General features: G+C 62.3%; 21 protein-coding genes, 1 tRNA gene and 1 riboswitch. Of the genes, 11 read left to right on the top strand and 11 right to left on the bottom strand.

The features are described 5' to 3' along the window. Positions 1-121: 121 nt before the first annotated feature. Entirely contained in the window at positions 122-1,030 is a 909-nt protein-coding gene (gene ppk2, locus NKJ04_RS31470; protein ID WP_352679596.1) for a polyphosphate kinase 2, read from the bottom strand. A 224-nt stretch (positions 1,031-1,254) separates the two neighbouring features. On the opposite strand from ppk2, the gene NKJ04_RS31475 reads away from it, so the two are divergent. From NKJ04_RS31475 to NKJ04_RS31485, 3 genes are all read left to right on the top strand, one after another. Beyond that, positions 1,255-2,520 (top strand): ATP-binding protein, encoded by a 1,266-nt coding sequence (locus tag NKJ04_RS31475; protein ID WP_352679599.1) that lies wholly within the window; start codon positions 1,255-1,257, stop codon positions 2,518-2,520. A 113-nt stretch (positions 2,521-2,633) separates the two neighbouring features. After that, complete coding sequence (phoU, locus tag NKJ04_RS31480; RefSeq protein WP_128304364.1) at positions 2,634-3,359, top strand: phosphate signaling complex protein PhoU; 726 nt, start codon at positions 2,634-2,636, stop codon at positions 3,357-3,359. Positions 3,360-3,447: 88 nt separating this feature from the next. Next, a complete protein-coding gene (locus NKJ04_RS31485; protein ID WP_128304365.1) occupies positions 3,448-4,458 on the top strand; it encodes a magnesium and cobalt transport protein CorA in 1,011 nt (336 codons plus the stop codon). Between the two features lie 92 nt (positions 4,459-4,550). Here the strand turns inward: NKJ04_RS31485 and NKJ04_RS31490 are convergent, their stop codons facing one another. After that, positions 4,551-5,069 carry a GcrA family cell cycle regulator gene (locus NKJ04_RS31490; RefSeq protein ID WP_023811342.1) on the bottom strand — a complete coding sequence of 173 codons (519 nt, stop codon included), beginning with the start codon at positions 5,067-5,069 and terminating at the stop codon, positions 4,551-4,553. A gap of 357 nt (positions 5,070-5,426) precedes the next feature. Between NKJ04_RS31490 and NKJ04_RS31495 the strand changes: the two genes are divergently transcribed. The 3 genes from NKJ04_RS31495 (at position 5,427) to NKJ04_RS31505 (ending at position 8,664) form a co-directional block, all read left to right on the top strand. After that, positions 5,427-6,626: an aspartate aminotransferase family protein gene (locus NKJ04_RS31495; RefSeq protein ID WP_352679604.1), complete on the top strand. Its 1,200-nt coding sequence runs from the start codon at positions 5,427-5,429 to the stop codon at positions 6,624-6,626. 16 nt (positions 6,627-6,642) lie between these two features. Beyond that, positions 6,643-7,554: an ornithine carbamoyltransferase gene (gene argF / locus NKJ04_RS31500; RefSeq protein ID WP_127295324.1), complete on the top strand. Its 912-nt coding sequence runs from the start codon at positions 6,643-6,645 to the stop codon at positions 7,552-7,554. Between the two features lie 78 nt (positions 7,555-7,632). Continuing rightward, entirely contained in the window at positions 7,633-8,664 is a 1,032-nt protein-coding gene (locus tag NKJ04_RS31505) for an Hsp33 family molecular chaperone (protein WP_027039513.1), read from the top strand. 243 nt (positions 8,665-8,907) lie between these two features. Here the strand turns inward: NKJ04_RS31505 and apaG are convergent, their stop codons facing one another. Further along, positions 8,908-9,300 (bottom strand): Co2+/Mg2+ efflux facilitator ApaG/CorD, encoded by a 393-nt coding sequence (apaG, locus tag NKJ04_RS31510; protein ID WP_013533640.1) that lies wholly within the window; start codon positions 9,298-9,300, stop codon positions 8,908-8,910. Between the two features lie 349 nt (positions 9,301-9,649). On the opposite strand from apaG, the gene NKJ04_RS31515 reads away from it, so the two are divergent. Beyond that, a complete protein-coding gene (locus tag NKJ04_RS31515; RefSeq protein ID WP_352679607.1) occupies positions 9,650-10,801 on the top strand; it encodes a ceramide glucosyltransferase in 1,152 nt (383 codons plus the stop codon). 5 nt (positions 10,802-10,806) lie between these two features. Here NKJ04_RS31515 and NKJ04_RS31520 read toward each other — a convergent pair whose 3' ends face one another. Next, complete coding sequence (locus tag NKJ04_RS31520; protein ID WP_023811337.1) at positions 10,807-11,994, bottom strand: O-succinylhomoserine sulfhydrylase; 1,188 nt, start codon at positions 11,992-11,994, stop codon at positions 10,807-10,809. Between the two features lie 57 nt (positions 11,995-12,051). Continuing rightward, positions 12,052-12,129: riboswitch (SAM riboswitch) on the bottom strand. Between the two features lie 138 nt (positions 12,130-12,267). Here NKJ04_RS31520 and NKJ04_RS31525 point away from each other — a divergent pair. Together NKJ04_RS31525 and NKJ04_RS31530 are read left to right on the top strand one after the other, a co-directional pair. Then, positions 12,268-13,362 carry a 2'-deoxycytidine 5'-triphosphate deaminase gene (locus NKJ04_RS31525; protein WP_352443181.1) on the top strand — a complete coding sequence of 365 codons (1,095 nt, stop codon included), beginning with the start codon at positions 12,268-12,270 and terminating at the stop codon, positions 13,360-13,362. 99 nt (positions 13,363-13,461) lie between these two features. Next, positions 13,462-14,232, top strand: coding sequence for an ABC transporter substrate-binding protein (locus NKJ04_RS31530; RefSeq protein ID WP_352554073.1), 771 nt, complete (start codon positions 13,462-13,464; stop codon positions 14,230-14,232). A 55-nt stretch (positions 14,233-14,287) separates the two neighbouring features. Here NKJ04_RS31530 and araD1 read toward each other — a convergent pair whose 3' ends face one another. The 4 genes from araD1 to chvE all read right to left on the bottom strand — a co-directional run bounded on the left by araD1 (position 14,288) and on the right by chvE (position 19,595). Then, positions 14,288-15,280: an AraD1 family protein gene (gene araD1, locus NKJ04_RS31535; RefSeq protein ID WP_352613082.1), complete on the bottom strand. Its 993-nt coding sequence runs from the start codon at positions 15,278-15,280 to the stop codon at positions 14,288-14,290. A 299-nt stretch (positions 15,281-15,579) separates the two neighbouring features. After that, on the bottom strand, positions 15,580-16,872 hold the full coding sequence (gene mmsB, locus NKJ04_RS31540; RefSeq protein ID WP_023813876.1) for a multiple monosaccharide ABC transporter permease: 1,293 nt from the start codon (positions 16,870-16,872) through the stop codon (positions 15,580-15,582). Continuing rightward, on the bottom strand, positions 16,869-18,401 hold the full coding sequence (gene mmsA, locus NKJ04_RS31545) for a multiple monosaccharide ABC transporter ATP-binding protein (RefSeq protein WP_023813877.1): 1,533 nt from the start codon (positions 18,399-18,401) through the stop codon (positions 16,869-16,871). Before mmsA ends, mmsB begins: the two co-directional genes overlap by 4 nt. 123 nt (positions 18,402-18,524) lie before the next feature. Continuing rightward, positions 18,525-19,595 (bottom strand): multiple monosaccharide ABC transporter substrate-binding protein, encoded by a 1,071-nt coding sequence (gene chvE / locus NKJ04_RS31550; protein ID WP_023813878.1) that lies wholly within the window; start codon positions 19,593-19,595, stop codon positions 18,525-18,527. Positions 19,596-19,907: 312 nt separating this feature from the next. On the opposite strand from chvE, the gene NKJ04_RS31555 reads away from it, so the two are divergent. Together NKJ04_RS31555 and NKJ04_RS31560 are read left to right on the top strand one after the other, a co-directional pair. After that, a complete protein-coding gene (locus NKJ04_RS31555; protein ID WP_352679613.1) occupies positions 19,908-20,897 on the top strand; it encodes a LysR family transcriptional regulator in 990 nt (329 codons plus the stop codon). Between the two features lie 232 nt (positions 20,898-21,129). Beyond that, positions 21,130-21,366, top strand: coding sequence for a hypothetical protein (locus NKJ04_RS31560; protein ID WP_127266711.1), 237 nt, complete (start codon positions 21,130-21,132; stop codon positions 21,364-21,366). A gap of 2 nt (positions 21,367-21,368) precedes the next feature. On the opposite strand, the gene NKJ04_RS31565 is transcribed toward NKJ04_RS31560, so the two are convergent. The 3 genes from NKJ04_RS31565 to NKJ04_RS31575 form a co-directional block, all read right to left on the bottom strand. Then, positions 21,369-21,442: transfer RNA gene (locus tag NKJ04_RS31565), tRNA-Gly, on the bottom strand. 77 nt (positions 21,443-21,519) lie between these two features. Then, on the bottom strand, positions 21,520-23,433 hold the full coding sequence (locus NKJ04_RS31570; RefSeq protein WP_352679616.1) for an acyltransferase family protein: 1,914 nt from the start codon (positions 23,431-23,433) through the stop codon (positions 21,520-21,522). A 196-nt stretch (positions 23,434-23,629) separates the two neighbouring features. Further along, positions 23,630-25,111: a hypothetical protein gene (locus NKJ04_RS31575; RefSeq protein WP_352441475.1), complete on the bottom strand. Its 1,482-nt coding sequence runs from the start codon at positions 25,109-25,111 to the stop codon at positions 23,630-23,632. Between the last annotated feature and the right edge of the window lie 28 nt (positions 25,112-25,139).

The following is a 25,139-nucleotide window of genomic DNA, read 5'->3' on the forward strand; positions in this document are numbered from 1 at the left end:
CCCCCCGGGGCGGGCCGACCAACCCCTGGGGGGGGTTTGGCCCGCCCCGCGCGGGGGGGGCGCCGTCCCCAAACCATCATTCCCCCGGGGGGCGGGCCTACGCCGGGGGGGCGCGGAAGCGTCAATCCTGCTTGCCGAGGAATGACGGCCCTTCGCCGATGATCTTCTTGTCTTCCTTGCCGATGATTTCGAGATCGCGCCCCTCATAGGGCAGAGACGACAGGATGCGCCGCATGATCGCCAGCCGCGCGCGCCGCTTGTCATTGGCCCGTACGATGATCCACGGCGCGAATTCCTTGTGGGTGCGCTCGAACATTGTGTCGCGCACCTTGGTGTAGTCGTCCCACTTGGTGATGCCTGCAACGTCAATGGGCGAAAACTTCCAGCTCTTCAGCGGGCTGTAGCGGCGATCGTGGAAGCGCTCGAGTTGCGTTTCCCGGCCGATGTTCAGCCAGAATTTGAAGAAGTGGATCCCCTCGTTGGAGATCATCCGCTCGAAATGCGGCGTCTCGTCGAGAAACTGCTCGTGCTGCTGCGGTGTGCAGAAACCCATCACCGGCTCGACACCGGCGCGGTTATACCAGGAGCGGTCGAGGGTGACGAATTCGCCCGCTGTCGGGAAGTGGTCGACATAGCGCTGGTAGTACCATTGCCCCAGTTCGGTCGGGGTCGGCTTGGTCAGCGCCACGTTGCGTGCCGTGCGCGGATTGAGGTACTGGCGCACCACGAAGATCGTGCCGCCCTTGCCGGCAGCGTCGCGGCCCTCGAACAGCGCCATCACCCGTTTGCCGGTCGACTGCAGCCAGGCCTGCGCCTTGACCAGCTCGATCTGCAACTTCTCGAGCGTCTCGTCATACTCGTCGCTTTTCATCTTCTTGTCGTAGGGATAGCCGCCGGCGGTCAGCTTGTTGTCCTCGACCCAGTCGGGAAGCACGGGATTTTCGATGTCGAACTCCCTCTCCTTGCCGCCGATCCTGATCTTCAGCGGCCCCGAAGTTGGCGCGGCGGGACTTTCCTTGGCTTTTTTCATCGAGACGAACCCTTTCCAGCTTCCGGACTCATGCTATGGGGAGCCACTACAGCGCCGCGCGTCCGTTTGGATGCGCAAAGGACGCTGTAGCACTTTTAATTTGCGCATGATCCTTTCCGAAAATCGATTCCCGATTTTCGGGGTCATGCGGCAAGCGATCTGGTGGAAGTTTTCCGCCACCGTGCGACCGGGTGCGAAGACATTGGGGGGCAGGTCACGAGCGAATGGCTGACCTGGACACAGAGCAGAGAGGCGTCACGCAAACCATGGCCGCACGGCTGTGGAATAGCCGCTGGCTGCTTGCGGCCGGTATTGTTGCGGTTCTCGCTGTTTATGCCTTGGCCGGGATTTCAGACTATGTCGTCCCCGCGGCGCTGCTGTTGCTGCTTGCAGCGGCAATACTGCCGACCGCCGGCGCGCGCCAATCCACCGGCAGCGGCGCTGCCATCGAGGCCATCGGCCTGCAGCGGCTCTCGGGTGAATATCTTGCCGCCGCCGTCGCCGATCCGCTGATCATCTTCGACCGGGCTGCCACCATCGTGCATGCCAACGCCGCCGCCTTCGCCGCTTTCGGTGGCATCGCGCCAGGCATGTCGCTGTCGCTGAAATTCCGGGCACCGGAGATGCAGACCCTGCTGGATGGCGTACTATCTGGTGATATCGCCTCCGATGTCGTCGACTACATGGAGAAGCTGCCGGTCGAACGTGCCTACCGGGTGAGTGTGTCCTCGGTCGGTCACGCCACCGATCTCTATGTGCTGGTGTTCAAGGACCAGAGCGAAACGCGCAGGATCGACCGCATGCGCGCCGATTTCATTGCCAATGCCAGCCATGAACTGCGCACGCCGCTCGCCTCAATCGCCGGCTTTATCGAAACGCTGCGCGGGCCAGCCCGCAACGACGCGGCGGCGCGCGACCAGTTTCTGCAGATCATGCAGAGCCAGACCGGTCGCATGGCGCGTCTGATCGACGATTTGTTGTCGCTGTCGCGGCTCGAGATGAAACCCTATCTGAAGCCGGGAACCGAGGTGGACCTGCGGCAGACAGTCGACAGCGTCATCGATTCGCTCGGACCGCTGGCCAGCGAAAACGCCGTTGCCATCGAGCGGCACTACGCCGATGGGCCGCTTCATGTGCCTGGCGACCGAGATGAGCTTTTCCAGGTTTTCGAGAACCTCCTGGAAAACGCCTGCAAATACGGGCAGTCGGGTGGGCGCGTGGTTGTATCCATAGCGCATGGCGATGCCGGATCAGAGCCGGGCATCGACGTGACGATCAGAGACTTTGGCCCTGGTATTCCCGAGGAGCACATTCCGCGCATTACCGAGCGCTTCTACCGCGTCGACGTCGAGACCAGCCGGACCCAGAAGGGGACCGGCCTCGGCCTGTCGATCGTCAAGCATATCCTGACGCGCCACAACGCCCGGCTTTCGATCAAGTCCGAAGTCGGCAACGGCGCGGCATTCTCGGTTCATTTGCCGACGCACTGATATCGCCCTAATTCAAGGGGACTGTTTCTTTTTTCTGTCATCCGGCTAGCGTATCAGCGGGGATTCGAGGAAACGACTCAAAATCAAAACACCCCGTGGGAAGGCATTTTGCCATGCAGTCCGTGCACATCGTCAGCGCCTATGACGAGGAGTTGAAATATCTGTCGAAGCGCATCGCCGCGATGGGCGGCCATGCCGAGCGCATGGTCGAACAGGCGGTCGCCGCTCTCGTCAATGCCGACCCAGGCCTTGCCCAGAAGGTCATCCGCGACGATACCGTACTGGACGAGGGCCAGCGCGAAATCGACGACAAGGCCATCATCATCATTGCCAAGCGTCAGCCGATGGCGGGGGATTTGCGCGAGATCGTCGGGACCATTCGCATCTCCGCCGACCTCGAACGGGTTGGCGATCTCGCCAAGAACGTTGCCAAGCGGGTGGTCGCCGTCACCGACGGACGCCAGCCGACCAGCCTGTTCCGCGGCCTCGAGGCTCTGTCCAACCTGGCGTTGACCCAGCTCAAGGAAGTGCTCGACGTCTACGCGTCTCGCTCGGTGGAGAAAATCGGCTTCGTGCGCGATCGTGACGACCAGATCGACGCCATGTACACATCGCTGTTTCGCGAATTGCTGACCTACATGATGGAAGATCCGCGCAACATCACGCCCTGCACGCATCTGCTGTTTTGCGCCAAGAACATCGAGCGTATCGGTGATCACGCCACCAACATAGCCGAGACCATCTACTACATCGTCACCGGTGATCAGTTGCCGGCTGAGCGGCCCAAGGGCGACAAGACCGACAAAATCAGCCTTTCCGGGACGCAGCCGGTGAAGTGAACGCGCCTCTCGAACCGTAATCCGATTTACGCTAAGCTTTCCGGGCCTTGCTCTATCCTCGTCCGTGGATTTGCTCCGGGAGGTCGTGATGGAAAATGTTCGGAACCTGACCCCGGCGACTGGACCGATATCCGGCATTATCGCTTGCGGCGTCTACACGGCCGGGCGCCGCATCGCCGACATTCCCATCGAGGAAGCCGGCGAATGGGCAAAGAAATCCGGTCATGTCGTCTGGATCGGCCTGTTGGAGCCCGACCGTAACCTGTTGCTGCGCGTCCAGGCGCAGTTTCACCTGCATGAGCTGGCGATCGAGGATGCCGAGCACCCGCACCAGCGGCCGAAGATCGAGCAATATGGCGACGCCTTGTTCATCGTCGCTCGCACCGCGCAGCTGATCGACGGCCGGGTCACCTTCGGCGAGACCCATTTGTTTGTTGGCTCAGGCTACATCGTCAGCGTCAGGCACGGTCCTTCGACGTCCTATGCCGCCGTTCGTCAGCACTGGGAAAGCTGCCCGCATTCGCTGGCCAAGGGCGAGGATTTCGTCCTTTATGCCATTCTCGATTTCATCGTCGACAATTACATGCCGGTGCTCGAGCAGATCGAGGACGAGGTCGAGGCGATCGAGGACAAGGTTCTGCTGAAGCCGATGACCGCTCCCGACATCGAACGGCTCTACATGCTGCGCCGCGATCTCCTGCGCTTGCGCAATGCCGCGCTTCCGCTGGTCGAAGTCTGCCGACGGCTGACCAGCGCCGAGCTGCCGCAGATACACACCGCCATGCATCCGCTGTTCCGCGACGTCACCGATCACATCCGCACCGTCCAGGAGAAGATCGACAGCCTGCGCGAGGTGCTGGCGTTCGCTTTCGAGGCGAGCTTGCTGGTCGGCCAGAGTCAGGAAACCGCGAACACCAAGAAGCTCGCCTCTTGGGCCGCAATCCTGGCGGTGCCGACGGCGCTCGCCGGCATCTACGGCATGAATTTCAGCGACATGCCGGAACTGAAGATGGAATACGGCTATCCGGTTGTTCTGGGCGCCATCGTGCTGATCTGCACGTTTCTTTACTGGCGGTTCAGGAAGAACGGGTGGCTGTGAGGGTAGGCAGTAGGCAGTAGGCAGTAGGCAGTAGGGCAAGAAATTCAGAGCATATTGCCCCTACTGCCTAGTCCCTACTGCCCAATCCCTAACTATCGGCTCCGCCGCCGCTCCGATGCCGGCTGGAACGCCACGCGGGCGTGGTATTTGCAGTAGGGTCCGGTTTCGGCGGCATCGTTGCCGCAGAAATGGAAGTCCTCTGAAAGCGGGTCGCCGTTCGGCCATTTGCAGGTTCGCTCGGTCAGCTCGACCAGCTGCAGATGCCGCGAGATCGGCAGCACGACATTCTCAACCGGACGGATATAATGGCGCGCCACCGGTTCGGCGTCGAACTGTGTCTGCAAGGCCGTCGCGCCGATCGATGTCGTGACATGGCGTGCCGTGGTTGCAGCGCGTGATACCGATTTCTGGACGGTCGATCCTTGTGCCGCCTTCTTCTGGCGTGCCGGCGTGGCGGTCGAGCGACCGCGGCCCGACAGTTTCAGCCGATGCACCTTCCCGATGACCGCATTGCGGCTGACGCCTCCAAGCTGCGCAGCAATCTGGCTTGCGCTCAGACCCTCCGACCACAGTTTTCTCAAGAGTTCTACCCGCTCGTCAGTCCAGTTCATGAGACCGCGCTCCTCTAAGCGTGCGGCAATCGGAATCCTTCTCCCGACCCGGCAACATTTGCCGGGCAGACACCACATATATCTGGTGATTAGGTCCGCCGCACGAAATCTAGTTATTTCTCGACTACAACTACTCTATGCGCTGACTCGGTGACAAGAGTCCCAAGTGCAACACGAATCGGTTTTTTCGGTTTTCCCCAACTTGCCCGGTCGCTTATGAGCCGGCTTCCCGTCAGGGGGCTTGCCGCGCGCCACTACGCGACGTTTTCGTTGACTTCATGGCCGAAAAACAGGATAAGCCGCACAGGCCGCCGCTTTGGCGGCTTTTTTGATTTTCCGGTACCGGAGACGCATATAATGAGCGGTTCGGCGCTTTACGAGACCTTTGCTCGCGCACCCCTGGCCTTCGACCACGGGGAAGGCACTTGGCTGATTACCGACAAGGGCGAGCGATATCTCGACTTTGCCGGCGGCATCGCCGTCAATTCGCTGGGCCACAGTCATCCGCATCTGGTCGCCGCACTCACCGAGCAGGCCGCCAAGCTGTGGCATGTCTCCAACCTCTACGAGATCCCCGGGCAGAACCGGCTCGGCGAGCGGCTGGCCGACGCCACCTTCGCCGACAAGGTGTTCTTCACCAATTCCGGCGCCGAGGCGCTGGAATGCGCGATCAAGACGGCGCGCCGCTGCCAGTTCGTCAACGGACACCCCGAGCGCTTCCGCGTCATCACGTTCGAAGGCGCCTTCCATGGCCGCACGCTGGCGACCATCGCGGCCGGCGGCCAGTACAAATATCTCGAGGGCTTCGGCCCCAAGGTCGAAGGTTTCGATCAGGTCGGTTTCGACGACATCGACGCCGCCGAAAAGGCGATCACGCCGGAGACGGCCGCCATCCTGATCGAGCCGGTGCAGGGCGAGGGCGGTATCCGTCCGGTGCCGACGCAATCGCTGAAGCGGCTCAGGCAATTGTGCGAACAGCACGGCCTGCTGTTGATCTTCGACGAGGTCCAGTGCGGCATAGGCCGCACCGGCAAGCTGTTTGCGCATGAATGGTCAGGTGTAACGCCAGACATCATGGCGATCGCCAAGGGCATTGGCGGCGGCTTCCCGATGGGTGCCTGCCTTGCCACGGATGAAGCGGCCGTCGGCATGACCGCTGGTGTGCATGGCACCACGTTCGGCGGCAACCCGCTGGCCATGGCAGTCGGCAACGCCGTGCTCGACATCGTGCTGGAAGACGGCTTCCTCGAAGATGTCCAACGCAAGGCGCTGCTCATGAAGCAGGGGCTGGCGTCGGTCGCCGACGAGTTTCCCGAAATCATCGAGGACATCAGGGGTGCCGGGCTGATGCTCGGGCTCAAATGCGCCATGCCCAACACCAAGGTGAACATGGCCTTGCGCGACCAGCACCTGCTGGCGGTTCCGGCCGGCGACAACGTCATTCGCCTGTTGCCGCCGCTCACCGTCACCGACGCCGAGATCCATGACGCGCTCAACCGCATCCGCGCCGGCGCCAAGGGCCTGTCGGAGGCGATCGCCTCCGCCGCCGCGAAGTAATCCGGAAACATTCCTGATGTCAGTTCGCCATTTCACCGATCTTTCCGCCGTTTCAGAAGGCGATCTGCGCTTGATGCTGGACGATGCGGTGGTGCGAAAGGCGCGCCTCAAGGCCGGCGAGCGCACCAAACCGCTCGAAGGCAAGGTGCTGGCAATGATCTTCGACAAGCCGTCGACGCGCACGCGCGTCTCCTTCGACGTCGGCATGCGGCAGCTCGGCGGCGAGACCATCATGCTGACCGGCACCGAGATGCAGCTCGGCCGTTCCGAGACCATCGCCGACACCGCCAAGGTGCTGTCGCGCTATGTCGATGCGATCATGATCCGCACCACCTCGCATGAGCGGCTGCTGGAATTGACCGAGAACGCCACCGTGCCGGTGATCAACGGACTGACCGACGACACCCATCCCTGCCAGCTGATGGCTGATATCATGACCTTCGAGGAACACCGCGGTCCGGTCGCGGGCAAGACCATCGCCTGGACCGGCGACGGCAACAATGTGCTGCATTCCTTGCTCGAGGCCTCGGCCCGGTTCCGCTTCAACCTCAACGTCGCCGTTCCCGAAGGCAGCGAGCCGGCGCGGAAGCATATCGACTGGTCGCAGGCGCATGGCGGCAAGCTGCACTTCACCCGCTCGCCCGAGGAAGCCGTCGACCAGGCCGACTGCATCGTCACCGATTGCTGGGTGTCGATGGGCCAGGAGCATCGCGCCCGCGGCCACAATGTGTTCTCGCCCTACCAGGTCAATGCCAAGCTGATGGCCAGGGCCAAGCCGGACGCGCTGTTCATGCACTGCCTGCCGGCGCATCGCGGCGAGGAAGTGACAGACGAGGTCATCGACGGACCGCATTCGGTGGTCTTCGACGAGGCCGAGAACCGGCTCCATGCCCAGAAGGCCGTGCTCGCCTGGTGCCTCGGCGCTTGATCTCCGGAGGTGTGATGCCTATCTGCGGGCCATCACGCAAAAACAGCGCGTTTCGACGCATGCGCCCCGGAGGGCGGCATGGCCGCGCCCCGGAGCTTTGTCATGTTGGAAACCTATCAAGTGACTGAACATCACCCCAAACTCGGCGAATTCGGCTATGCCGGCGACGATCACGTCGTGCCGTTCGAGGTCGGCCCTCTCGATGTGCGGGGCCGCACGGTCCAACTCGGGCCGATGCTGGACGCCATCCTCAGCCGCCACGATTATCCCGAGCCGGTCGCCCGCCTGCTGGCGGAGGCCTGTGTGCTGACCGTGCTGCTCGGCACTTCGCTGAAGTTCGAGGGCAAGTTCATCCTGCAAACCCGCACCGACGGGCCTGTCGACATGCTGGTCGCGGATTTTTCCACGCCCTCGGCATTGCGCGCCTATGCGCGTTTCGATGCCGACCGGCTGGAAGCGCTGGTCGCGGCCGGCGAAACCTCGCAGCAGACGCTGCTCGGCAGCGGCGTGCTGGCGCTTACCATCGACCAGGGCGCTCATACGCAACGCTATCAGGGCATCGTCCAGCTCGATGGCGAGACGCTGGAAGACGCAGCGCGCACTTATTTTCGCCAGTCGGAGCAGATCCCGACGGATCTCAGGCTGTCGGTGGCCAAGCTTTTGACGCCCGGTCCCGGCGGCGCCCGCGAGCAGTGGCGCGCCGGTGGTATCCTGGCGCAGTTCCTGCCGCAGTCGCCCGAGCGCATGCGCGTCCCGGACCTGCCGGGCGGCGATGGCGATCCGCGCGAGGAGATCCACGACCCGGTCGACAATTCCTGGCAGGAGTTGCTGGCGCTGCTCGGCACGATCGAGCCGACCGAACTGATCGACCCCACGATCGGCGCCGAGCGGCTGCTCTACAGGCTGTTCCACGAGCATGGCGTGCGCGTCTTCGGCGGCGTCCCGGTCGCCGACCAGTGCTCGTGCTCCAGGGACAAGATCCGCGGCATCCTCGAGGGTTTTTCCGCCCAGGAGATCAAGGACAGCACCGAGGATGGCGGCATCCACGTCGCCTGCGAATTCTGCTCGAAGCAATATGACTTCGATCCGGCGGAATTTGCGGCCCAGTAGAGAGGTCCTTCCTTCTCCCCGTTCACGGGGAGGTGAGGAGTGGTCCGCGCAGCGGACGAAAAGCCAATTGCTTGGCTTTCGAACGACGAACGCCCGAAGGGCGGATGAGGGGCAGCGCAGACGGCGGCGAATGGCTGCGGGTGTCCACTCAGACGTTGCACGGAACATAATCTTCTGGGCCCGGCTCCGCCCCTCATTGCCCTGCCGGGCATTTCTCCCCGTATAGTGACGGGGAGAAAGACGCTAATTCACCGTCCGCCGCGTCCCCGGCAGGTCCAGCGAAAACGCCGGAATGGCGATGTCGAACGTCTCGCCCCGCTTGTTGCGCATCGTGTAGTGCCCGACCATGATGCCGGACGGTGTCGAGAGCGGGCAACCGGACGTGTACTGGTAGCTGTCGCCGGGATTGAGTTCGGGCTGGTCACCGACCACGCCGGGGCCGCGCACTTCCTCGACGCGGCCGGTGCCGTCGGTGATATGCCAATAGCGCGACAGAAGCTGCACGAAGTCGTCCGACTGATTGTCGATCGTTATCTGATAGCCCCAGACATAGCGGTTCTCCGAGGGATCCGAACGGTCCTCCAGATAGAACGGCCTGACCTGCACTTCGATGTTGCGCGTGACGGCGCTATACATAAGCGGCTCCAAAACAATCTAGAGCATGATCCTGAAAAGTGGGAACCGGTTTTCAGAAAAGATCATGCTCAAAGAAACAGAGATAGAGCCCCATCCCGGTTCAATCGGGATGGAACAGGCTCTAGGTCGAACTTTCGGCGCTCCACGCGGGCTGGTCAACGGTGCGCGTCCTGTCATTGCGGACCGAACCGCAGGTGGCGGCAAAGAATGTCATTTAAGTGACACATGACAATGATGGTGTGCGCCGACCAGTGCCGCGCGACTCGGGCGCTCTGTCGAACTGTTGAATCGGTCGTCATGCCAGCCAGATTGTTCTGGCGGACCGGTTTCCTGGAGTGACCGGATCTCGATGGAACTCACTCTCATAGCCGCCACGCTTTCAACTGCCCTCATTCTCTCAAATCTCGCCAGCATCGTGCTCGCCGCTTCGCGTCTGAAACGGCGCCGCACCATTGCGCCGCCGGCCGGCAAGCCGCGGCCGGTGTCGATCGTCGTGCCGTCGCGCGGCGTCGAGCCGTTCACGCAGGAGACGCTGGAGCGCGCCTTCTCGCTCGACTGGCCGCGCTACGAGTTGATTTTCTGCGTCGCCCATGCCGACGATCCGGTGGTCAAATTGATAAACAGGACGATCGTCCGGTTTTCGAAAGTGCCGGCCCGGCTGCTTGTCGGCGACGACCGCATCAGCGCCAATCCGAAACTCAACAATTGCGTCAAGGGCTGGGAGGCGGCGCGGCACGACTGGGTCGTCCTGGCCGATTCCAACGTGCTGATGCCGAGGGACTACGTCCAGCATCTGATGGCTGCCTGGCGGCCCGGCACCGGCCTTGTCTGCTCGACGCCGATTGGCTCGCGGCCGGCCGGCTTCTGGGCCGAGGTCGAATGCGCTTTCCTCAACACGCTGCAGGCGCGCTGGCAATACGCCGGCGATGCGCTCGGCCTTGGCTTTGCCCAGGGCAAGAGCATGCTCTGGAACAAGCCGATGCTCGACGCCAATGGCGGCATCCGCGCGCTGGCCGCCGAGATCGCGGAGGATGCCGCCGCGACCAAGCTGGTGAACGGTCTCGGCCTGCGCGTCAATCTCGTCGCCGCCCCCTTCGAGCAGCCGCTTGGCCGGCGCTCTTTTGACGAGATCTGGTCGCGTCAGGCCCGTTGGGCGCGCCTGCGCCGCGTCACTTTCCCGCTGTTCTTCGCACCCGAAATCCTGACCGGCGCCGTGGTGCCGCTGGTGCTTGCGCTGATTGCCGCGGCCAGTGCGGGCTTCAGCCTCTGGGCAACCGCCCTTGCAGTGCTGGTAGCCTTCTACCTTCCCGAGTGCGCGCTGGCCTGGTCCAAGGGCTGGTACCTGTCGCCACGCATGGTGGCCGCGATCATGATGCGCGACCTGATCCTGCCAGCGCTGTGGGCGCGCGGCTGGCTTGGCGGCGCCGTCGACTGGCGCGGCAACGCGATGACCATCGGCACCAAGACGGCCGAACTGGAGGAGACGCCGTCCGGCGCCTGAAGGTCCTACCTGGCCTTCAGCGCCTGCGCGATGTCCTCAAGCAGATCGTCGGTGTCTTCCAGCCCGACCGACAGCCGGAGCGTGCCCGGCCCGATGCCGAGCTCGGCGCGCGCCTCGTCGCTCAGATTCTTGTGCGTCGTCGTCGCCGGGTGGGTGATCAGGCTCTTGGCATCGCCGAGATTGTTGGAGATCAAGACGATGTCGAGCGCGTTCTGCAAGGCGAAGGCCGCCTGCTTGCCGCCCTTGACGTCGAGGCAGATCAGCGTCGAGCCGCCCGACATCTGCTTCTTGACGATATCGGCCTGCGGGTGGTCGGCGCGGCCGGGATAGATGACGCGGGCGATTTCCGGCCGTTCGGCCAGGAAATCCGCGATCCTGCCCGCGCTTTCCGTCTGCTGGCGCACGCGCAGCGGCAGTGTTTCCAGGCCTTTCAGCAGCGTCCAGGCGTTGAAGGGCGACAGGCTTGGGCCGGTATGGCGGAAATAATCGTGCAGGTTCTCGTCGATCCACTTCTTGTCCGACAGGATCACGCCGCCGAGACAGCGCCCCTGGCCGTCTATGTGCTTGGTCGCCGAATAGACGACGATATGGGCGCCGAGCTGCAAGGGCTTCTGCTGCAGGGGCGTGGCGAAGACATTGTCGACGATCAGCCTTGCGCCGATCGAATTGGCAAGCGAAGCGACAGCGGCGATATCGACCACTTCCAGCGTCGGATTGGTCGGGCTTTCCAGGAAGAACAGCTTGGTGTTCGGCTTGACCGCCTTTTCCCAATTGGCGATATCCGTGCCGTCGACCAGCGTCGCCTCGATGCCGTATCTCGGCGCCAGCGTCTCGACCACCCAGCGGCAGGATCCGAACAGCGCACGCGCCGCCACGATGTGGTCGCCGGCCTTGGCGCTGCACAGAAGGGCGGCCGTCACCGCGGCCATGCCGGAGGCGGTGGCGCGGGCATCTTCGGCGCCTTCGAGGGCGCACATGCGCTTCTCGAACATGTCGACGGTCGGATTGGCGTAGCGCGAATAGATGAAGCCTGGCTCCTCGCCCTTGAAACGGGCTTCGGCGGCCTGTGCCGTTTCGTAGACATAGCCCTGGGTCAGGTAAATCGCTTCCGACGTTTCGCCGAAACCGGAACGCAGCGTTCCGCTGTGCACGAGTGCCGTCTGAGGCTTCCAGTTGTGCTTCTTGGTGCTCATCGCTTTTCTTCCAGACACAAAAAAACCGGCCGCGAAAGTCGCAACCGGTCCATACGGCCTTGCGGCCCGACGGTCCTTTAGCGACTTGTTTAACGTGGCTGCAAGCCGACCGGCCAAATCACCACGGGATAACGACCCTTTAGACCCGCGCCGCGCTTGCGTCAATTGCCGGCTTCATTAAGAGGTTTGTACCAAGCAGGTTCCGCAAAAGTGTTCCACGGTTTTGCGACAAGAACCTGCGACAAGAAAAACGTCTGACCTAGGAGTGGAGCCTTGCGGCAGACAGGCATTCTTCCCGATCAGGACATTTCGGCGCTGTTCCAGTCCGGCGCGCTGAAGTCGGCGCGTGCGCTCGACGCCGACCAGATCCAGCCGGCCAGCCTTGATCTCAGGCTCGGCGACAAGGCCTGGCGGGTGCGGGCCTCCTTCCTGCCCGGCCCCAACCACAAGGTCTCGGAAAAACTCGACCGGCTGCAGCTGCACGAGATCAATCTTGCCGAGGGCGCGGTGCTGGAGACCGGCTGCGTCTATATCGTGCCCTTGCTTGAAAGCCTGGCGCTGCCGGCGGACATTTCGGCCTCGGCCAATCCGAAGAGCTCGACCGGGCGGCTCGACATCTTTACCCGGGTCATGACCGATCGCGGCCACGAGTTCGACAAGATCGCTGCCGGCTATCATGGCCCGCTCTTTCTGGAAGTCAGCCCCCGCACCTTCCCGATCGTCGTGCGCACCGGCTCGCGCCTGTCGCAGATACGCTTCCGCACCGGCAATGCGCTGCTCTCGGAAGCCGAGCTGCACGACCTGCATCGCGCGCAGACGCTGGTCGCCACCGAGCCGCCGAATATTTCCGGCGGCGGCATCGCGCTGTCGATTGACCTCAACGGCGACCAAAACGGTCTGGTCGGCTATCGCGGCAAGCATCACACCGGCCTCGTCGATGTCGACAAGCGCGCGGCCCAGGAAGTCGTCGACTTCTGGGAGCCGATCCACAAGAGCGGCGCCGGCGAACTGGTGCTCGACCCCGACGAGTTCTACATCCTCGTCAGCCAGGAGGCGGTGCATGTGCCGCCGCTCTACGCCGCCGAGATGACGCCCTTCGATCCGCTGGTCGGCGAGTTCCGCGTCCACTATGCCGGCTTCTTCGATCCGGGCTTTGGCCATTCCGCGTCTGGCGGCACGGGCAGCCGGGCGGTGCTGGAAGTGCGCAGTCATGAAGTGCCGTTCATTCTCGACCATGGCCAGATCGTCGGCCGGCTGGTCTACGAACACATGCTGAAGCGGCCGCAGGCCCTCTACGGCACCGATCTCGGCTCCAACTACCAGGCGCAGGGCCTGAAGCTGTCCAAGCATTTCCGCGCCGCGCGCTGACCTCATTGCCCCAAGGCAAAATACTTGCCTGTACCGGCGCGCCATGCTTGGCTGCCTTGCCGCCCGTCAAGATGCCGGCGTTCAAGGGGAACCAAGAAAATGCAGATTTCAAAATGGATCATATCGGCAGCAGGCGCTGCCATGCTGGTGATGGCGGCCGGCTCGCTTTCGCAGGCGCAGGAGAAAATCAAGATCGGCACCGAGGGCGCCTATCCGCCGTTCAACACCATTACCGCTGACGGCAAGGTCGAAGGCTTCGACATCGACATCGCCAATGCGCTGTGCGCGCAGATGAAGGTCGAATGCGAGATCGTCACGCAGGACTGGGACGGCATCATTCCCGCTTTGCAGGCGAAGAAATTCGACGCCATCATCGCCTCGATGAGCATCACCGAGGAGCGCAAGAAGCAGGTCGCCTTCACCAACAAATATTATACGACACCGCTCGCCCTGGTGGCGCCGAAGGACAGCGACCTGACCTCGACCGAACCGGCGGCCCTTGCCGGCAAGACGGTCGGCGCCCAGGCTTCGACCACGCAGGCCGACTATGCCCAGAATGAATATGGCAAGGCGGGCGCGGAGGCCAAACTCTATCCGACCCAGGAAGAGGCGATCACCGACTTGACCAACGGCCGCCTTGACGCCGTGATCTCGGACAAGTTCGTGCTGATGGACTGGCTGAAGAAGGCAAGCGACGGCTGCTGCAAGCTGGTCGGCGACGTCAAGGGCACCGAAACGCAAGCCGGCATTGCCGTGCGCCTGGAAGACACGGCCCTGCGCGACAAGCTCAACGCGGCCATCGACGCGATCGTCGCCGACGGCACCTACAAGAAGATTCAGGCCAAGTATTTCGACTTCGATATTTATTGAAACGTCGAAGAGCGTCTCTTCCTTCTCCCACAAGGGGAGAAGGGAGGGTGCTACCTCAAAGCGCCTTCACAGCCACCTTCACGGGCAGCTCGATCTCCAGCGGGTTGCGCAGCGGCAGGCCGAAGTCCCCAGCCTCGATCTCGAACACATCGCCGGCCTCGGTCTTGATGCCGTCGGCGAAGGACAGCGTCGCCGTACCGAACATATGCACATGCACGTCGCCCGGCTGGCGGAAGGCCGCGTATTTGAAATGGTGATGTTCGAGATTGGCGATGGTGTGCGACATGTTCGCTTCACCGGACAGGAACGGCTTTTCCCACAGCACCTCGCTGTCGCGCACGATGCGCGAGGTGCCGCGGATATCGGGCGGCAGGTCGCCGATCAGGATTTCCGGACCGAACGAGGCGTTGCGCAGCTTGGAATGGGCGAGGAACAGATAGTTCACGCGCTCGGTGACGTGGTCGGAAAACTCGTTCGACAGCGTGAAGCCGACGCGGAAAGGTGCGCCGTCGTCGCCGATGACATAGATGCCGGCCACCTCGGGCTCTTCGCCGGCGTCCTTGGCAAAGGCCGGTGACAGGAGTGCGGCACCTGGCGCCACCGCCATCGTGCCGTTGCCTTTGTAAAACCATTCCGGCTGCACGCCGATCTGGCCGTTCGCGGGCTTGCCGCCCTCCAGCCCCATGCGGAACATCTTCATGGAATCGGTGAGCTGCTCCTCGCCGTCGGCGCTCAGCTTCTTGTGCATGGAATCGCGCGTCGCCGCCGAGCCGAGATGCGTCAGCCCGGTGCCCGTCAGGTGCAGATGCGCCGGATCGGGGTGGTTGATCGGCGACAGCAGCCGCCCCTTCTTGTAAGCGGCCTCGAGATCGACCGTCTCGCCAAGTCCTTTGCGTTCGATCAGCGCGACGAGGCCGACGCCGGTGCGGGCGGCCTCCATCGCCAGCGAATAGACGCTGCGGGCGCCATTGATGATCCGGGTCTTGCCGCTATTGCGGGCAACGACGCGGATGGTCTCGGCGTCGTCAAGGATCTGGGAGATCAGCATGATGAATCCTCTCTCATTTGCCTTGGCAGGGCTGCCAAAACGGCAGACCTTGCTCGGCGCGGCCGGACCTCGTCCATGCCACGGTTTAAATTCTCAGTTCGGATTGCGCTCGCGGGCCTGGTCCCTCAGGGACTTCTGTTACCGGGTTGCCGGCAGCGCCGCGATCGTATGCCTCCTGCTTGCCTCGACTAGAGCAGTTCACCGTCTCACGGAAACGGCGAACCGCTCTAACTCATTGTGGTGCAATTCCGGGCGGAAAACCGTTTCACACTTTTCCTTGGAATTGCTCTTAAGCCCGTTCAGGCCTTGTTCTTGTTGTAGACGTCGAAGATCACGGCACCGAGCAGCACCAGGCCTTTGACCACCTGCTGCCAGTCGACATTGACGCCCATGATCGACATGCCGTTGTTCATCACGCCCATGATGAAGCCGCCAACGACCGCACCGATGACCTGACCGACGCCGCCCATGGCCGAGGCGCCGCCGATGAAGACGGCGGCGATGACGTCGAGCTCGCTGCCGAGGCCCGCGGCCGGCACCGCCTGTCCCAGTCGCGCCGCGATGATCAGGCCGCCGAGCGCCGACAGCACGCCCATATTGATGAACACCATCAGCGTCAGCCGCTCGGTGTTGATGCCCGACAGCTGCGCGGCCTTGGAATTGCCGCCCATGGCGTAGATACGGCGGCCGATGGTCATGCGCTTGGTGACGAAGACGAACAGCGAGATCAGCACGCCCATGACGAGCAGCACCACCGGCAGGCCCCTGTAGCTGGCGAACTGGTAGACCAGGAACAGGGCCAGCGCGCTGCCGACCAGCGTCTTGACGACGAACAGGGCAAAGGGCTCGGCCTCATAGCCATGGCGTTCGCGCTTGCGGCGCGTCCTCACCCCGAAATAGGCATAGGCCAGCACGGCGATCAGGCCCAGCACGATCGTCGTCATGTGCAGCGTCAGGCCGCTGCCCATGATGGTCTTGCCGGCCGCGTTCACCGTCGGCGGGATAAGCGTCAGTGGCCCGATGACATCCGGAATGAAGCCGGAGCTGAGCGCCTTGAAGCCATCGGGTAGCGGCCCCACCGAGGATCCGCCGCCCAGCAGGGCCTGGCAGATGCCGCGGAAGATCAGCATGCCGGCCAGCGTTACGATGAAGCTCGGTATTCGGTGATAGGCGATCCAGTAGCCTTGCGCGGCGCCGATCGCGCCGCCCACGATCAGGCAGATGATCGACACCACCAGCGGATTGCTGAACGGGCCGAGCGGCCAGATGACCATCATCATCGCCGCCAGCGCGCCGATGAAACCGGCGACCGATCCGACGCTGAGGTCGATATGGCCGGAGACGATCACCAGCAGCATGCCCAGCGCCATCACGATGATGAACGAGTTCTGCTGCACCAGATTGCTCAGGTTCACCGGCTTGAACAGCGTTCCGTTCGTGGTGAACTGGAAGAACACCATGATGGCGATCAGCGCCAGGATCAGGCCGTACTCGCGCAGGTTCGTCGCCAGCGCCGAGACGGCGATGCGTGGACCCTGCTGCACGTCTTCGGCGACTTTGCTCTGCGGGGCGGGGGCGCTTTCGGTGCTCATGCTGCTTTTCCTTCTCCCCGAACGATGGCGCGCATTATTTTTTCCTGGCTTGCTTCCGCGGCGGGCATTTCGCCCACGATGCGCCCTTCGTTCATGACGTAGATGCGGTCGGTGATGCCGAGCAATTCTGGCATTTCCGACGAGATGACGACGATCGCCTTACCCTCAGCCGCGAGGCGGGCGATGATCGTGTAGATTTCGTACTTGGCGCCGACATCGATGCCGCGCGTCGGCTCGTCGAGGATCAGCACGTCCGGGTCGGCGAACAGCCATTTCGACAGCACCACCTTCTGCTGGTTGCCGCCGGAGAGATTGCCGGTCATCTGATAGACGCTGGACGCGCGGATATTGGTCTTCTTGCGATAGTCGTTGGCAACGGCGAGCTCGCGCATGTCGTCGATCACGCTGTGGCGCGAGACGCCGCCAAGATTGGCCAGCGTGATGTTGTGCTTGATATGGTCGATGAGGTTGAGACCGTAGGTCTTGCGGTCCTCTGTGACGTAGGCGATGCCGTGTTGGACCGCCTTGCTCACCGAGGATACGTCGACCGGCTTGCCCTTGAGCAGCACCTCGCCGGAGATGCGGCGGCCGTAGGAGCGGCCGAACAGGCTCATGGCGAATTCGGTGCGGCCAGCGCCCATCAGCCCGGCAATACCCACCACTTCGCCCTTGCGCACGTTGATGTCGATACCCTTGATCACCTGCCGCTCGGCATGGATCGGGTGATAGACCGACCAGTTCTTCACTTCGAACACGACCTCGCCGATATCAGGCTCGCGCGGCGGATAGCGGTCGTCGAGTGAGCGGCCGACCATCGAAGTGATGATGCGGTCTTCCGAGATGTCTTTCTTGGCCAGCGTCTCGATGGTGCGCCCGTCACGGATCACCGTCACCTTGTCGGCGACCCGGTTCACCTCGTTGAGCTTGTGCGAGATCAGGATCGAGGTCATGCCTTGCCGCTTGAACTCGAGCAGAAGGTCGAGCAGCGCCTGGCTGTCCTTCTCGCTCAGCGAAGCCGTCGGCTCGTCCAGGATCAGCAGCTTGACTTCCTTGCTCAGCGCCTTGGCGATTTCGACCAGCTGCTGCTTGCCGACGCCGATATTGGTGATCAGCGTCTTGGGGTCCTCCTTGAGGCCCACCTTCTTCAACAGCGCGCTGGTGCGCGCCTCGTTGGCATCCCAGTCGATGACGCCGAATTTGGCGTGTTCGTTGCCGAGGAAGATGTTTTCCGCGATCGACAGCATCGGCACCAGCGCAAGCTCCTGGTGGATGATGACGATGCCCTTGTGTTCGCTGTCATGGATGCCTTTGAACTGGCATTCCTGGCCTTGGAAGATGATCTGGCCGTCATAGGTGCCGGAGGGATAGACGCCCGACAGCACCTTCATCAGCGTCGACTTGCCGGCGCCGTTTTCGCCGACCACGGCATGGATCTCGCCTTCCTCGACGCTGAGATTGACGTTCGACAGCGCCTTCACGCCGGGAAACGTCTTGGTGATGTCGCGCATCTCCAAAATCGTCGAGGCCATGGGGACTACCGCTCCTTGAGAGCTCGGCAAACATTGCCGGCGAGGTCGGTGACAATACCGGGCTCGCTGGTGAACGAAAAGGGGCCCTGCGTTGCGCAGGACCCCCTGACTTTGTAACCGGGATTACTTCAGTTCGTCGGCCTTGATGTAGCCGGAGTCGACGACCAGCGCCTGGTAGTTCGACTTGTCGACCTCATGCGGCGTCAGCAGGATCGAAGGAACGACCTTGACGTCGTTGTTGTAGGTCTTTTCATCGAGGCCGTCCGGCTTGCCGCCCGAGAGCACCTTGTCGACGAGTTCGACGGTGGCCTTGGCCAGTTCGCGGGTGTCCTTGAACACGGTCGAGTACTGCTCGCCCGAGATGATCAGCTTGACCGAAGCGGTTTCGGCGTCCTGGCCGGTCACAACAGGCCACGGCTGAGCCTCGGTGCCGTAACCGACGGCGCGCAGCGAGGCGGTGATGCCGCGCGACAGGCCGTCATAGGGCGACAGAACGCCATCGACGCGGCTGCCGTCCGAATAGTTGGCCGACAGCAGGTTGTCCATGCGCGCCTGGGCGGTGGCGGCGAGCCAACGCAGCGTGCCGACCTTGTCCATGCCGGTCTGGCCGGACTTGATCTTGATCGAGCCGTCGTCGATCAGCGGCTGCAGGACGGAGATGGCGCCATTGTAGAAGAAGAAGGCGTTGTTGTCGTCGGGCGAGCCGCCGAACAGTTCGACGTTCCACGGCTTGGTGTTCGGGAAGCGCTCCTTGAGGCCCTTGACCAGCGAATTCGCCTGGATCACGCCGACGCCGAAATTGTCGAAGGTGGTGTAGTAGTCGACATTGGCGGTCTTCTTGATCAGGCGGTCATAGGCGACGACGACGACGCCCGCGTCAGCGGCCTTCTGCAGAGCATCCGACAGGGTGGTGCCGTCGATCGAAGCGATGATCAGCGCCTTCGGGCCTTTGGTGATTTCGTTTTCCAGCTGGCTGAGCTGGTTGGGGATGTCGTCCTGCGCGTATTGCAGGTCGACGGTGTAGCCGAGAGCCTCGAGCTGGGACTTGACGGCATCGCCGTCATTGATCCAGCGCTGCGAGGTCTTGGTCGGCATCAGCACGCCGACAAGACCCTTGTCGGCTGCGTGCGCCGAGTAGGTCATGGCAGCGATGCCAAGGGCCGCGACGGCGGCCAGTGTCTTGATGATTTTCACTTCAACTCTCCCTGTTTGATGGACGCGGCACCCCGGGGGTCGCGGGCCGCGCAATCGTGCAGAAGCGCCAAGGCACTGCTGCCGTCATATCGATCTCCGGTATCCTCCCATGGCCCCGAGACGCTGATTCAATCGATACGATTTTTCTCGTCAGCGACCGTCACGTCTTGGAACGCGCGGAGGGTGTGGGTCTTTGCCATAACTGTCAAATGCGATCTTTGATGGTTGCTATATCATGGTTGGTATATGTATTGGGACGTGACGGGCTGACTCCAAGGTCGGCCTCACACGAGCAGAAGGCAGGGAAAAGCGATGGCGCGGCCCGGGAATCTGGCAACAGCTTCAAATGGTTACAGAGAAGCACCGGGCGATGGCGAAACCCTGCTGCGCAGCGGTCTCAGTCTGCGTCACATGCGCATGATCGTCGCGCTCGACGACCATGGCCGGGTCAGCGCGGCAGCCCAGGTTCTGAACATTTCGCAGCCGGCGGCCTCGCGCATGATCGCGGAGATGGAGGCGGTGCTGGAGGTCAAGCTGTGCGAGAGGCTGCCGCGCGGTATCACCTTGACGCCATACGGCAAGGCTTTGGCCAGGCGCGCGCGCTCGATCCTGCTGGAGATGCGCGAGGTGGACCGCGAGATTTCCGAGCTCAAGGCGGGCAAGGGTGGTTCGGTTTTCCTGGGTGCCGTGACCGCGCCGGCTATCGAGCTGGCGGTGCCGGCAATTCGTGAGATCCGCCGCATCTATCCGCGCATCGAGATCACCATGCAGGTCGAGACCTCCAATGTGCTGGCACGCGAGCTGATCGCCACGCGCCATGACTTCATCATCGCGCGCATCCCCGACGATCTCAATCCGCGGCTGTTCGAGTCGCGCGTCATCGGCGTCGAGAAGGCCTGCCTGATCGTGCGCCGAGGCCATCCGCTCACCAAGGGCGAGGCGGTGCGGCTGGAAGAGACCGCCGCCTATGACTGGGTCTTCCAGTCTGGCGGCTCGCCCTTGCGCCAGGCGATGGAGAGCAACTTCCTCAACCGCAACATCGCTCTGCCGGACCGCATCCTGAACACCAGTTCGCTGCTCCTGACCCTGGTCATGGTCGCGCAATCCGATGCCATCGCACCGGTCTCTGTCCAGGTGGCGAAATTCATCCAGAACCCTGACGGGCTGGCCGGCGCCATCGACGTCGTCCAGACCGAATTCGACATCGAGGTCAGGCCCTACAGCCTGATCACGGTCAGGAATCGCGCACTGTCGCCGGCCGCCAAGATGCTGCACGACTTCATTCTGAGAGAAGTGGGATGATGGCTCGCTCGGGTAAGGTTGTCCGGCGAAAGCACCGCCAGGCCGAGGCTAGAGCAGTTCACCGTTTCACGGAAACGGCGACCCGCTCTGACTCCTTGTTTTGACGCAATTCCGGACGGAAAACCGTTTCACACTTTTCCTGGAATTGCTCTAGCGAAAGCGAACCTGGGAACATTGTTTCCCGCCGATGCGTTCATGATCTTGCAAGGGACGATTTCTCTGGAGGCTGAACATGCGCAGCTTCGAAATCATCGATCTGCTTTGCGTGATCGAGGCCTGCAAGCACGATCGATCGGTCGGGAATTTCGTTTCCATGGCTGAAGGCGTGGAAGAATTGCGGGTGTTGACCGGCGATTTCGTTTCATCGGATGACGTGGCAGCAAACGCCCTCGCAACGGTGGCGCTTGCGCGAGGCTGCTCGGTTGTGTTCGACGAACAGGCAGGCGCTGAAATGGTTCTGACGCCTTAGACTGGAGCGGGTAGAGGGAATCGAACCCTCGCGTTCAGCTTGGGAAGCTGACAAGCTACCATTACATCATACCCGCGTGTGCCCTCGTTACCATGAGGGTTAGCCTTCGGGCAATCGCAAAGCGGTCTGTTCTCACGACGGTCGTGCTGCGGATCACGGCGCGCCCGCCGCCGTGAATTGCCGTTTTGCCTCCGCGACCTTGTTGCTGGTGGCGAAGCTTGGCCAGTATTTCGAGATGGCCAGCGTCGCGCCGGCGGAAGAGAAGTGGCCATAGTCGAAGTAGAGAAATTCATTGGTCGTGGCATCGGCGTATGAACAACCTGCCGAGTCGCACAGATATGTCAGCGGATCTATGAAATCGGCTCCTTTGGTGAACGGCAAAACCCGTGCGTTGATGTCCGGATCCATAGCCATCGGCCAGGATGTGGTTCCGGTATGCTCCCGTTTCACCAAGAAAGCGATCTTCTGGACGTCGGCAATGAATTCCGGAGACTGGCCGACGGTATAGACCTTGACCCCCATCTCGCGAAGCCGATCGATCGTCTTCTGCAGGCCGTCGAAGCCCCTGGCCTGGTAGTCGGTCCATCGACCGCTCAGGATCACCGCCTGAATGTTGGCGTCGCGAATGATCGACAAGGCCCGTTCGTTGAAGCGGGTGCAGGCGGGCCGAGCATAGGAAAAATAGGTCAGGTCGGGCGGACAGCCGGCATAGGTGTATTGGATGACATTGGCCTGGATTTTCTGGGCGTTGGGCTCAAGTCCCGGAACATAATGGGCAGCGAAAGAATCGCCCCACAGCAGCACATTGGTGGCAAAGCCCGTTGTACGGGTGCAGTCGGCGTGGTTCCAGTCTTCGATGCGGGTCCCGTTTTCGTTGAAACAGATGCCGTTGCGCCAGTCGCCGACCCGGATACGTTCGGTCGAGAAATCCGGAAACCGTTGCGGGAAACCGTTGCCCAGTGCACCGGCCAACCCACCGGCGCACAGCAGCACGATTGCCGTCGCCGAAAAGGCGAAGATAGGCAGGGGGGCGGTATAGGCGCGTTTGTGGCGGAAGGGTTGCTCGACATATTTCCAGGAGAATGCCGCCAAGGCGAAACTGGCCACCGTCATCGCGATAATCGTTGGCACACCGACAGTCTTCAGGGAGAGATAATGGACGAACGAGTTGATCGGCCAGTGGACGAGGTAAAGCGAATAGGAAATGAGGCCGACCCAGACCAGCGGCGCCAACCGAAGCACGCGAGTGGCGACAGATGCCGGCCTGCCGGCGCTATCCTGGCCAGCATAGATCAGCAGAGCAGTTCCGATGCAGGGGAATAGGGCGTTGTAGCCGGGAAACGGATCGCTGTCCGAAATCATCACAAAGCCAAACGCAATCAGGGCAAAGCCGGCGAGGCCGATCAGGTCCGCCGCGAGCCGACTGGCTAGGACCGGAGGCTTCCGCAACATCAGCATGGCACCCAGCGCCAGCTCCCATATGCGCGTCGGCAAGAGATAGAAGCCGGCCGTCGGTGCCAGCGAGGTTGATATGACTGCCAGGGCAAAGCTGCCGATGGCCATCGGCAGAAGTACCGTCAGCCAGCGCTTCGAGACGTATCGGTGGATCAGATAAAGGAGGATCGGCGCGAAGATGTAATACTGCTCCTCCACCGAAAGCGACCATGTGTGCAGGAGCGGCCGCAGTTCGGCGTCGATGGAGAAATAGTTCGTCGTTTTCCAGAAATAGATGTTCGACCAGAAGGTCGAGGCGGCGATCACACTAAGGCTGAATTCGTGGAGATCCGAAGGCAGAAGGATGAACCAGGCGGCAATGCTCGCGAGCAGGATGACGAAGGTTAGCGCCGGCACGATGCGCCGTGCGCGGCGCCAGTAGAAGCGGCCGATCGAGAACTGGCCCCGCTCAAGGTCATCGAGCAGGCTGCCGCTGATCAGATAGCCCGATATGACGAAGAAGATGTCGACGCCGGTGAAGCCGCCAGGAATGGCGGACACGCCGAAATGGAAGAGCACGACGGGTAGCACCGCAACGGCCCGCAGGCCGTCGATGTCGCGCCGGTAGTTCATCCGGCCGGCTCGCACACGGCCACCAGGATCCGTGCGGCCGCACCCGCCACGCTCATTCGGCGATGCCTCAGGTCGTGCTGAAAATCCCGGCTCATCGATCTCACAGGCTTATCCCCAAGCAGTAATTTGCTGCGCTGCAACATACGTGTCAAGGCATATATTGGCCGTCGCGAAATTCGCCAGCAACGCACCAGGATCAGGCGCCAGGCAGATAGATCACTGCATGGTCGTCCGCATAGGCCCGCTTCCAGCCCAACTGGTCGAAAAAGGGGATGCGGGCGTCGTCAGCCGACAGCAGCGCCCAGCCTATTGCGTATTTCTTCAACCGGGCTTCGAGGAGTGGCTTGCCGTTGCTGTGACCCGTCTCGTCATCGGCTTTTGTGAAACCTCCCAGGAACAGCTGGTCCGTCCGTCCGTCGATATAGGTCTTGAACCCGTGGAAAATCAGCGTGCCGCCGAAATTGTAGGAATTCAGCACGTTGCCGGATAGATGATGGCTTTGCGCGAATGCCAGCGCCCCGCTGGCCGATGTCTTCGGACTTGGCGCTACCTGATAGACGCTGCCGAGCACAGTGACCCCGCCAATCAGCAGAACGGCTGCCGTGCCGCAGATGGCGTAGAACCGCCTGGCGAAGAATCTCTCCAGTCCGTCGCGCTTTTCGGCCAGCCATGCGGTGGCCGAAAGCGAGGGATATTGCTGGGCGACCTCGGCCGCCATCACCAGCGGAATCAGCAGGAAGAACAGATACATGAAGCGCACATGGGCGAGATAGACATGCAAGGTGAAGACGACGAACAAGGCCTTGGCCCAGCCAATTCGCAATCGGGACACCAGTAGCCCGAAAAGCGCCAGCAGCATCGCCGCTTCCTGGACGGGACTGTCCGGCTGATTGAACGGTTTCCATTCCATGATCAGCGACACCGCCTCATTGCCGTAGGCCACGGCGAGCGTCGCCAGGATGGCCTGGACGCCGTAGGGGTGGATCAGGCTGACCAGCGGGCAAAGCAGACCGAACGCGATCCACTTCGCCAGCAGGGACGGTTTCGACAGGCCCGTGCGCGCCAGCAGATCGAGACCGGCAAAAGCCGCGATGACGAAGCTCAAGGTGAAGGTGGCGTGCAGGTTCGCCCATAACACGACCAGCACAAGCAGCCACCAGGGCGGCGCCCGTTCTTCCCTCGCCGCACCGAAGAGCACCGCCGTCCAGATGACGATGATCGGGAAGGTGAAGACATGCGGACGCGCCGTGAAGATCGGGTTGATCAGGAACACCGCCGCGAAGGCCAGTGTAATCGCCAGGATCGGTTTCAGCCATGCGCTGAGAAACCACCCCATGAGGAAAACCGTCAGGGAGATCGAGGCGATGATCGCGGTGACGACCCCGTTCCAGCCGCCCGCCCGGTAGGCAAGAGCCAGCAGGACCTGTCCCAGCCATTCCTTGGCAATCCAGGGCTGGCCGGCAAACGTGTAGGAATAGGGATCGACGGTCGGAAATGTCCGGTTAGTCAGGAAATCCAGACCGACCTTCACTTGCCACCAGCTGTCGGGATCCTGCAGGGTGGCGCCTGCCTGGGCACCCAACGCACCGGCCATCGCCAAGGCCGCGAACAGGCAGAAGATCAGCCTGTTCCGCTCGTTGTATGTCGCGGCCTCCGCACTGGCCTGAGCGTCGTTCATGCTGCGCCGCCTCTGATCGGTTCCGGTG

The organism is Mesorhizobium sp. M0618 (assembly GCF_040320765.1).
Taxonomy (GTDB): domain Bacteria; phylum Pseudomonadota; class Alphaproteobacteria; order Rhizobiales; family Rhizobiaceae; genus Mesorhizobium.

Excerpts from the sequence above, each read along its gene's own strand:
- ppk2 (WP_352679596.1), bottom strand. The coding sequence starts at position 1,030 with ATGAAAAAAGCCAAGGAAAGTCCCGCCGCGCCAACTTCGGGGCCGCTG.
- NKJ04_RS31475 (WP_352679599.1), top strand. The coding sequence starts at position 1,255 with ATGGCTGACCTGGACACAGAGCAGAGAGGCGTCACGCAAACCATGGCC.
- phoU (WP_128304364.1), top strand. The coding sequence starts at position 2,634 with ATGCAGTCCGTGCACATCGTCAGCGCCTATGACGAGGAGTTGAAATAT.
- NKJ04_RS31485 (WP_128304365.1), top strand. The coding sequence starts at position 3,448 with ATGGAAAATGTTCGGAACCTGACCCCGGCGACTGGACCGATATCCGGC.
- NKJ04_RS31490 (WP_023811342.1), bottom strand. The coding sequence starts at position 5,069 with ATGAACTGGACTGACGAGCGGGTAGAACTCTTGAGAAAACTGTGGTCG.
- NKJ04_RS31495 (WP_352679604.1), top strand. The coding sequence starts at position 5,427 with ATGAGCGGTTCGGCGCTTTACGAGACCTTTGCTCGCGCACCCCTGGCC.
- argF (WP_127295324.1), top strand. The coding sequence starts at position 6,643 with ATGTCAGTTCGCCATTTCACCGATCTTTCCGCCGTTTCAGAAGGCGAT.
- NKJ04_RS31505 (WP_027039513.1), top strand. The coding sequence starts at position 7,633 with ATGGCCGCGCCCCGGAGCTTTGTCATGTTGGAAACCTATCAAGTGACT.
- apaG (WP_013533640.1), bottom strand. The coding sequence starts at position 9,300 with ATGTATAGCGCCGTCACGCGCAACATCGAAGTGCAGGTCAGGCCGTTC.
- NKJ04_RS31515 (WP_352679607.1), top strand. The coding sequence starts at position 9,650 with ATGGAACTCACTCTCATAGCCGCCACGCTTTCAACTGCCCTCATTCTC.
- NKJ04_RS31520 (WP_023811337.1), bottom strand. The coding sequence starts at position 11,994 with ATGAGCACCAAGAAGCACAACTGGAAGCCTCAGACGGCACTCGTGCAC.
- NKJ04_RS31530 (WP_352554073.1), top strand. The coding sequence starts at position 13,462 with ATGCAGATTTCAAAATGGATCATATCGGCAGCAGGCGCTGCCATGCTG.
- araD1 (WP_352613082.1), bottom strand. The coding sequence starts at position 15,280 with ATGCTGATCTCCCAGATCCTTGACGACGCCGAGACCATCCGCGTCGTT.
- mmsB (WP_023813876.1), bottom strand. The coding sequence starts at position 16,872 with ATGAGCACCGAAAGCGCCCCCGCCCCGCAGAGCAAAGTCGCCGAAGAC.
- mmsA (WP_023813877.1), bottom strand. The coding sequence starts at position 18,401 with ATGGCCTCGACGATTTTGGAGATGCGCGACATCACCAAGACGTTTCCC.
- NKJ04_RS31555 (WP_352679613.1), top strand. The coding sequence starts at position 19,908 with ATGGCGCGGCCCGGGAATCTGGCAACAGCTTCAAATGGTTACAGAGAA.
- NKJ04_RS31560 (WP_127266711.1), top strand. The coding sequence starts at position 21,130 with ATGCGCAGCTTCGAAATCATCGATCTGCTTTGCGTGATCGAGGCCTGC.
- NKJ04_RS31570 (WP_352679616.1), bottom strand. The coding sequence starts at position 23,433 with ATGAACTACCGGCGCGACATCGACGGCCTGCGGGCCGTTGCGGTGCTA.
- NKJ04_RS31575 (WP_352441475.1), bottom strand. The coding sequence starts at position 25,111 with ATGAACGACGCTCAGGCCAGTGCGGAGGCCGCGACATACAACGAGCGG.